Below are 6,629 nucleotides of genomic sequence, written 5' to 3' on the forward strand. Positions count from 1 at the left end.
GTCGGCGACGTTGCACGGCGCGGACCGGGGCGCCGCATCGTGACCCGATCGAGACGCGCGCGAGGTGCGCGCGAGCGGCGCGCGAGCGGCGCGCGAGGCGATGGTCTCTCTCCCGTGTGTCAGGAATAGCTGAAATAGCCCGCGCCTCGCGTCGGCGCCAGCCTTTTTACCAGGGGATTCGCTATACGTCGCGGTGCTGTTTCACCTCACGCTGGAACACGCGGGAGAGACATCCGCTCAGGAGCGCGGCGACGCCCCCTCGCGAAGCGCCTCGAGGAGCCCGTCGACGAGCTCGAGGTCGCATTCGAGCGTCGACCCGCCCAGATGCGGCGTGATGACCACCTGCTCGAGCGCGAGCAGCGGGTGGTCGGCGGCGAGCGGCTCGTCGCCGTGCACGTCGAGGCCGGCGCCCGCGAGGTGCCCGGACCGCAGTGCGTCGAGCATCGCCGCCTCGTCCACCACCGGTCCACGCGCGGTGTTGACGAGGATCGCGCCGGGCCTCATGCGGGCGAGCTCGGCGGCGCCGAGGGTCCCGCGGGTCATCTCGTCGAGGGGCAGCAGGACCACGAGGACGTCGGACTCCGCGAGGAGCGTGTCGAGGTCGACCTGACGCGCGCCGGTGCTCCCCGCGACCGCGGGCAGCTCGCGCGCGTCCGTGAACAGGGTCCGTGCCTCGAGCGCGCCGAGCATGCGCAGCAGCGGCGCGCCGATGCGACCCGCGCCCAGGACGCCGACGGTCGAGCCCGCGACGTCGCGGCCCGAGTACGGCACCTTGAGGTCCTCGTACGGCCAGCGCCCGGCGCGGACGGCGGCGTCCGCCGCCGGGACCCGGCGCATCGTCGCCAGGATCAGCGCGAGCGTGTGCTCCGCGACGGTGCGCCACAACCGGCTCGACTCGAGCACGGCGAGCCCTCGGTCGCGGGCGTGCGCATGGACCGCGGGCGGGGCAAGGTGGACGGCGACGGCGCGCAGGCGGGGCGCGGCGGCGAGCTCGTCGACACCAGGTGGCCCGTAGGCGAGGAGCCCGTCCGCGGCGGCGAGCGCCTCGGCCCGCGCGGGACCGGTGCGGGGCAGCGGCGCGACTTCGGCCCCGGCCTCCAGGGCCGCCAGCGCTTCGGGGTGCAGCGACATGTCGACGAGGACACGAGGGCGCGAGGGGGTCATCGCGTCAGCATGGCACGGCCCCACCCGGGCACATGAAGGCGGCGCGGCGCCCGCCCCGCTTGGGGGGCTTGAGGCAGGCGCCGCGCCGCTCGGGGGCGCGCCGACCCTAGCGCTGCTCCCCGCCCGCGGGCGTGCCCGCGGTGGTCGATGCGGCCTCCGCCGCCTGGTCCTCGTCGTCCGAGACGGACGGGGCGTGCCCCTCCTCGGCTGCCGCCGCATCGGCCTCGCTCGCGATGCCGCCGGCGTGCGCGCGACGCGATGCCAGGCCCACGGCGGTGACGGCCACGATGGCCGCGACGCCGGCGATGAGCCCGCGCATCCACGGGTTCGCGGAGTCGCCGTACGTGAGCAGCACGACCGCCGGCGCGATGAGCAGCGCGACCAGGTTCATCACCTTGATGAGCGGGTTGATCGCGGGGCCAGCCGTGTCCTTGAACGGGTCGCCGATGGTGTCGCCGATGACAGTGGCCTCGTGCGCCGGGGAGTTCTTGCCGCCCCAGTAGCCGTCCTCGACGATCTTCTTGGCGTTGTCCCAGGAGCCGCCCGCGTTCGCCAGGAACACCGCCATGAGCACGCCGGTGCCGATCGCGCCCGCGAGGAAGCCCGCGAGCGCGCCCACGCCGAGCGCGAAGCCCACGAAGATGGGCGCCATCGCGGCCAGCAGGCCGGGCGTCGCGAGCTCGCGCAGCGAGTCGCGGGTGCAGATGTCGACCACGCGTCCGTACTCGGGCCGCTGCGTCCGGTCCATGATCCCGGGCATCTCCCGGAACTGGCGGCGCACCTCGAACACGATGGCGCCGGCCGCGCGGGTGACCGCATCGATCGCGAGCCCCGAGAACAGGAACACCGTCGCGCCGCCGATGATGACGCCGACGAGCGTGAGCGGGTGGATGATCTCGTAACTGAAGCCGGCGGCGGTCTCGGCGGCATCGGAGAGCGCGTTGGTGACCGCGTCGGAGTAGCTGCCGAACAGCGCGGTCGCCGCGAGCACCGCGGTGGCGATCGCGATGCCCTTGGTGATGGCCTTGGTGGTGTTGCCGACGGCGTCGAGATCGGTGAGGGTCTTCGCGGCCTCCTCGTCGACCTCGCCGGACATCTCGGCGATGCCCTGGGCGTTGTCGGAGACCGGCCCGAACGTGTCCATCGCGACGATCACGCCCACCGTGGTGAGCAGCCCGCAGCCCGCGAGCGCCACGAGGAACAGCGCGAGGGTGACGGAGCCGCCCGCGACAGCGAACAGCACCACGATCGCGCCCGCGATGACGGTCGCGGTGTAGACGGCGGACTCGAGGCCCACGCCGATGCCGGCGAGCACCACCGTCGCGGCGCCCGTGAGCGACGTGCGCGCGACGCGGCGCGTGGGCCGCTGCGCGGTGTCGGTGAAGTAGCCGGTGATCCACAGGATGAGGCCCGCGAGGCCGATCCCGACGAAGACCGCGACCATGGAGACGATGCGCGGGTCGCCGGACTCCCCCTCGACCGAGGCGCCGTTGAGTTCGGCGAACGACGACGGCAGGTAGACGAAGGCGGCGATCGCGGCGAGCACCGCGCCGACCGCGGCGGCGGTGTAGAAGCCGCGGTTGATGGCCTTGAGGCCGGGCTCGTTGCCGCGGATCTTGGTGATAGCCACGCCGAGCGCCGCGACGAGCGCGCCGATCGCTGTGACGATGAGCGGGAAGACGAGGCCCTGCTCGCCGAAGGCCGCCTTGCCCAGGATGAGCGCCGCGACGAGCGTGACGGCGTAGGACTCGAACAGGTCCGCGGCCATGCCCGCGCAGTCGCCGACGTTGTCGCCCACGTTGTCCGCGATCGTCGCGGCATTGCGGGGGTCGTCCTCGGGGATGTGCTTCTCGACCTTGCCCACAAGGTCCGCGCCCACGTCCGCGGCCTTGGTGAAGATGCCGCCGCCGACGCGCATGAACATGGCGAGCAGCGCCGCGCCGAAGCCGAAGCCCTCGAGCACGGCCGCCGCATCGTCCCGGTACAGGAAGACCACGGCCGCCGCGCCGCCCAGGCCCATGCCGACCACGGACATGCCGACCGCGCCGCCGGTGCGGAACGCGATGCGGGCGCCCTCTGCGCGTCCGCCCTCGCGGGTCGAGGCGGAGGCGACACGCACGTTCGCGCGGACGGCGAGCCACATGCCCATGTAGCCGATGGTCGCGGAGCAGCCCGCGCCCAGCAGGAAGAAGAGGGACCGGCCGACGCGCACGCCGGCGTCGCCGGGCAGCAGGAACAGCAGCGCGAACACCAGCGCCGCGAACAGCGCGAGCGTGCGCAGCTGGCGGCTCAGATAAGCCGAGGCGCCCTCCTGCACCGCGGTCGCGATGTCGTTCATCGACTCGGTGCCGTCCGGCGCCTGCAGCACGTTGCGTCGCAGGAACCAGGCGGCTATCAGCGAGATCGCGGCGATGATCCCGATCACGACCACGATGGTCGCGCTGCCCGAGCTCACCTCCACCGCGGTTGCCGTGGCGTGCATACGTCCTCCTTGACGTTCTCCCCGACGCGACTCCGTTGTCGCGACCGCAAGGGGTACCAGGCCACTCTAGGGGACAAGGTCGGCGCGCCGTCGAGTGCCGCCCCAACGTTTCTGCGACCGTGCACGTCACCATTGCAGGGCACGACGAGGTGGGGGACCTGATGGGCGACTGGCGGGAGACGATGGCGCAGCTGGTGCGCGATCGCGAGCGCGCGCTGCTCGGATACGCGTATCTGGTGTGCGGCGACGGCGTGATGGCGCAGGACCTGGTGCAGGACGCGCTGGTGAGGACGTTCTCGCGACCGCGGCCCGGGCTGACCGCGGTCAAGGCCGAGGCCTACGTGCGGCGCGCGATCACCACGGTGTACATCGACGGCTACCGGCGCGACCAGCGGTGGAGGAGGGTCCAGCACCTGTTCCGCCCGGCCGCGCCGCTGACGGACCCGCTCGCGGGCGTCGAGGCGGGCGCGGACGTGCTGGAGGCGCTCGCGACCCTCGCGCCCCGCGAGCGGGCCTGCGTGGTGCTGCGCTTCTTCGACGACCTCACCGTGCCCGACATCGCGCAGCACCTGGGCCTCGCGCCCGGGTCGGTGAAGCGCTACCTGCATGACGGCCTCGCACGGCTCGAGCTGCTGCTCGGCCCGCTCGAGGACGGCACCCGCGACCAGGCGGACGACGAGACCGACGTGGCAACGCGTCGGCGGACGGAAGGCGGCTGACATGAAGCTCTCGGATGCCCTGCGGGGCGCCGCGGACCGGGCCCCCCTCGACGGGCTCGCGGTCGACACCCGGCGCGCGCAGCGACGAGTGACCACCCAGCGCGGCCTGCGCACCGGCTCCGGCGGCGTGCTCGCCGGCGGCATGGTCGTGGTGCTCGGCTTCGGCGTGTCCGGTGCCCTGGGCGGCTCGAGCGCCTCCAGCGGGGACGATGCGGGCCGGGACGAGGCCGCCGCCGTCACCGAGGACTCGGCCGGCATGGCGGGCGAGGCGGACGGCGGCGCGATGGCCGACTCGTCCGCGCTCGCGTGGGGCATGTGCGGCGAGCCTCTCCCGGACGCGACCGTCGGGGGCGAGGACCCGATCGCGACCATCGACGCGTACGTGAGCAGCACCGAGGTCGCCGACGGGGTGCTCACGTTCGGCGCGGGCCTCGCCTCGAGCATCGACGCGACGGTCGAGACGTTCGGCATGTCGGGCGTGGTGCTGTGGGACGGCATCGTCGTCGGGACCGTCGACGCCTCGACGCCGGCGGGCACCGTGGCCGAGGGCGACTCGTACGGGGACCAGCTGATGAGCGACGCGATCGGCATCGCCGAGCGGGAGGTCGAGCTCACGAACTGCTGGGACGGCGCGCCGCTGCCGGCCTCGAAGTACGAGCTCGTGCTCACGCAGGAGCTGTGGGAGGTGCGGCCGCTGGATGAGGCGGGCGACCACGCTGACTCGGACTCGGGCGCGGAGCCGGACGCGGAGCCGGGCGAGGAGACCGACGCCGGCATCGCCGCGGACGCCTCGATCCGGCTGGTCTCGGAGCCGATGCCCTTCACCGTCGCCGGCGACCCGGCCGACGACCCGTTCGCGGACTACCTCCGCGTCGACGAGCCCGAGCCGATGCCGACCACGCCGGACGACGAGCCGACGATCTCCGAGCCGACGGTCAACGAGGACGCGCTCGACGCCGACACCGCGCGGGGGCTGTACCGCGACGGCCTCACCGGCGCCTGGGACATGGCCCCCGGCACGCAGCGCTGGATCGTGTCGGGCGACTCGAGCGGCGACCTCGCGACGTCATGGTTCGGCTGCGCGTGGGAGGGCGACGGCGGCTTCCCCACGAGGTCCTCGGAGATGGGCCTGCTCGATGTCGCGGTCGATACGCCACCGACGATCGACGTGAGCTACGGCTGGATCGTGGACGGCAACCCCGCGCTCGAGAGCCGCGTCACGAACGTCTCCGCGTGGGACCTCGACCGCTTCTGGGACGCGGGCAGCCTGCAGCTCGCGCTCGTGCGCGACGGCCGCGTGGTGGCCGAGGCGTACCCGGTGAACCCCTACCAGCAGGGCGTGGTGAGCATCGCCGAGTCCGCCGCGGGCGCCGACGGCGCCGAGGACTCGGCGATCGCGATCGAGCCGTACGGCTACGGCGACGGCGGCCTCGCGCGCGGCGAGTCGATCGCGTCGGAGCTCCTGTGGCGCGACGTCAACGGCTGCTGGTCCGACGCGGGCCAGTCGGCGGTCGAGCCCGGCACCTACACGCTGCTCGCGATGCACTACCTCAGCGTCGGCGGCGGCGACGTCGTGTACATGGACGGTGCGGACGAGGCCCTGCTCGAGGAGCAGGAGGCGCGCGACCGCGACCTCGGCGGCACGCTCGCCGACGACGGCCCGCTGCTGATCGAGCCCGACTCGACCGATGGCGGCCTCGCGGGCGGCGGCTCGACCGGAGGCTCCACGGGCAGCGCGATCGCCCCGGCCCCGGACGTCTACGAGGTCTACGACGCCGTCGACTTCCAGGTCTGGACGTCGCTGGGCACGCTGACGGTGCGCTGATTCGCCTGCTATCTCGGGTTACCCGTGTGGGCTTTGTCACAACTCACGCACAAAGGCCACAACACGCGCCACGCTGTTATGGAAATGCAACCGATTCGCCGTATTGAATCGGGGTACGCGGATGCCGATGGTGTTGGCGTATGGACTTCCTGACAGCGGCACGATCCCTCAGCCGTCCGCTGGCAGGAATACCGTCGGCGGCGGTCCGACCCCCCTCAGCTCGGGCCGCCGCCGACACCTTCCTCCCCGCCCGAGCGGACGCCTCCCTCCCCCTCACCTCGACGGTCACGGTGACGGCGTCCCGGGCATGGATCACGCACCGCACGAGCGCGCCTCCCGCGCGCCCCGCCGCCGCGGCCGCCGTCGCGCACACTCCGGCCGGCGAGCCCGGCGACGCCCGGGCCTGCGCCGCGCGCGCCTCGCGCGCCCCCGCCAGGGC

Annotated in this window: 4 protein-coding genes; 2 read left to right on the top strand and 2 right to left on the bottom strand. The window is 73.5% G+C overall.

Going from position 1 to position 6,629, the window contains the following annotated elements; genetic code table 11:
* Positions 1–237: 237 nt before the first annotated feature.
* A complete protein-coding gene (locus AOM02_RS11640; protein WP_062299324.1) occupies positions 238–1,164 on the bottom strand; it encodes a 2-hydroxyacid dehydrogenase in 927 nt (308 codons plus the stop codon).
* Positions 1,165–1,270: 106 nt separating this feature from the next.
* Positions 1,271–3,646 carry a sodium-translocating pyrophosphatase gene (locus AOM02_RS11645; RefSeq protein WP_062299325.1) on the bottom strand — a complete coding sequence of 792 codons (2,376 nt, stop codon included), beginning with the start codon at positions 3,644–3,646 and terminating at the stop codon, positions 1,271–1,273.
* 161 nt (positions 3,647–3,807) lie between these two features.
* Between AOM02_RS11645 and AOM02_RS11650 the strand changes: the two genes are divergently transcribed.
* Complete coding sequence (locus AOM02_RS11650) at positions 3,808–4,365, top strand: sigma-70 family RNA polymerase sigma factor (RefSeq protein ID WP_082105074.1); 558 nt, start codon at positions 3,808–3,810, stop codon at positions 4,363–4,365.
* 1 nt (position 4,366) lies between these two features.
* Entirely contained in the window at positions 4,367–6,190 is a 1,824-nt protein-coding gene (locus AOM02_RS11655; protein ID WP_062299326.1) for a hypothetical protein, read from the top strand.
* Positions 6,191–6,629 lie beyond the last annotated feature (439 nt).

The organism is Demequina maris (genome assembly GCF_000971155.1).
Taxonomy (GTDB): Bacteria; Actinomycetota; Actinomycetes; order Actinomycetales; family Demequinaceae; genus Demequina; species Demequina maris.